The sequence below is a fragment of the Mesorhizobium sp. M7A.F.Ca.AU.002.02.1.1 genome (assembly GCF_003998535.1).
Classification (GTDB): Bacteria; Pseudomonadota; Alphaproteobacteria; order Rhizobiales; family Rhizobiaceae; genus Mesorhizobium; species Mesorhizobium ciceri.
In genome coordinates, this window is the sequence record NZ_RZPB01001074.1 from 1 (window position 1) to 1,625 (window position 1,625).

The following is a 1,625-nucleotide window of genomic DNA, read 5'->3' on the forward strand; positions in this document are numbered from 1 at the left end:
GTGCTGGATCAGGGCATCGCCGGTTTCGACGAGACAATCGCGGCGTTGCTGCGGCTCGGCATCCGCACGATCGGCCTGGCCGACGGTCCGGTTGTGCCGATTCAGGTTGGATCGCTTGATATCGGCTTCGCCGCCTTCACGCTGTGGCGGAACGCCGATGAAAAACTGTTTGCCGGGCGCGTTTCGATGGACAGCGATCCGGCGAGCTGGCCACCCGCTGGCTTGGACCTTCTCTGCGCCGTGCCGCATTGGGACTGGGAGTTCCGACATTTTCCGCGCGACGGGACGCGAGCGCTGGCCAGGCGGCTGGCCGGGCAGGGCGCCGGGCTGATCGCGGGCCATCATGCCCATGTCGTGCAGCCGGTGGAAAAGATTGACGGGACGATCGTCGCCTATGGGCTCGGCGATTTCCTCGGTACCGCCTTTGCCCGGCAGCCATGGCCGGGCCGCATCGGCTCTATCCTCGTTGTCGATGTCAGTGCCGATGCCGGTACGCGCGGCAGGATCGCGTCTTACCGGATGCATCCCTTCATGCGCCTGCGCGCTGGCGACCACGAGCGGCTGGTGTTGATGGAGGCTTTGGAGGGCCGAATGCGTGACAGGGTCGCGGAGCGACTGAAAGCGGTCTTCCCTTCTCCACCAACCGATGAAGGCGTTCCCGCTTAACCATCTGGCGGCCCTTGCAAAACCAACTATCATGCTCCCGCAGAGGCAGGATTGCGGGGGTAGCGGTGGAATCAGCGGATTTCATGCCGAGCGAAACGGTCATCGCCGGCATCCGAAAAGACATCGAGGCCTATGAAGCGGCGAGGGCTTCGGCGGTCCGGCAGGTGCGCTGGCGGGTGCCGGTGTTCGTGGGGCTGGTGCTGGTGGCCGTGGTGCTGGTCGCCTGGCTGTTCAACAAGGTCGCCGACCCCAACGAGCAATGGGTCTCGACGCCGCATGTATTTCTCTATGTGATCGGCTTCGCGGCTTCGATCCTGCTCTATTTCCAGGCCAGGAAACCGGCGACGCGGCTGCAGCAATCGTTCCGCGAGACGCTGCTGCCGATCATATTCGGCTTCATCGCCGACATGCGCTACCAGCATGGCGTGACGCCGAATTCCTTCGACCGGTTGCCGCGCACGGCGGTTGGTCCGTTCAACCGGCAGGCGTTCGACGACATCGTGGCGGGCCGCTATGAGGGGTTTCCGTTCGAACTGTACGAGGCGCATCTGCGGGAAGGGTCGGGCAAGGGCTCCTCGACCGCCTTCCAGGGCGTCATCGTCGCTTTCGAGACCATCGCGCCGTTTCCCGGCATATTGGTGGCGACGCGGCGGACCAACGCGGTGATCAGCTTCTTTCGCGGCATATTTGCCAGCAAGCTGCAAGAGCTGTCCAGCGGCGATGCTTTGCTCGATGCCGCCTACGAGTTCCGCACCGACAATCTCGGGGCGGCACAGCCATTGGTGAGCGGCCGGCTGGCGCAGGCGCTGAAATGGCTTGGCGAAACCTGGCCGGACGACCCAGCCCGCGTCGCGCTCAACGGCAGCGATGGTTTCCTACTGTTGCCGCAGACGAAGAACTTCTTCGAGCTGCCGGATATTTCGGTGCCGCTCGACTACAGCAGGCATGTCGCGCCGATG

Annotated in this window: 2 protein-coding genes; both read left to right on the forward strand. The window is 64.1% G+C overall.

Going from position 1 to position 1,625, the window contains the following annotated elements; translation table 11 throughout:
- The coding region (locus EN879_RS35130; RefSeq protein WP_206521072.1) for a CapA family protein at positions 1 to 666 on the forward strand (666 nt) is incomplete at its 5' end.
- 83 nt (positions 667 to 749) lie between these two features.
- On the forward strand, positions 750 to 1,625 hold an 876-nt coding region (locus EN879_RS35135; protein WP_164774807.1), incomplete at its 3' end, for a DUF3137 domain-containing protein.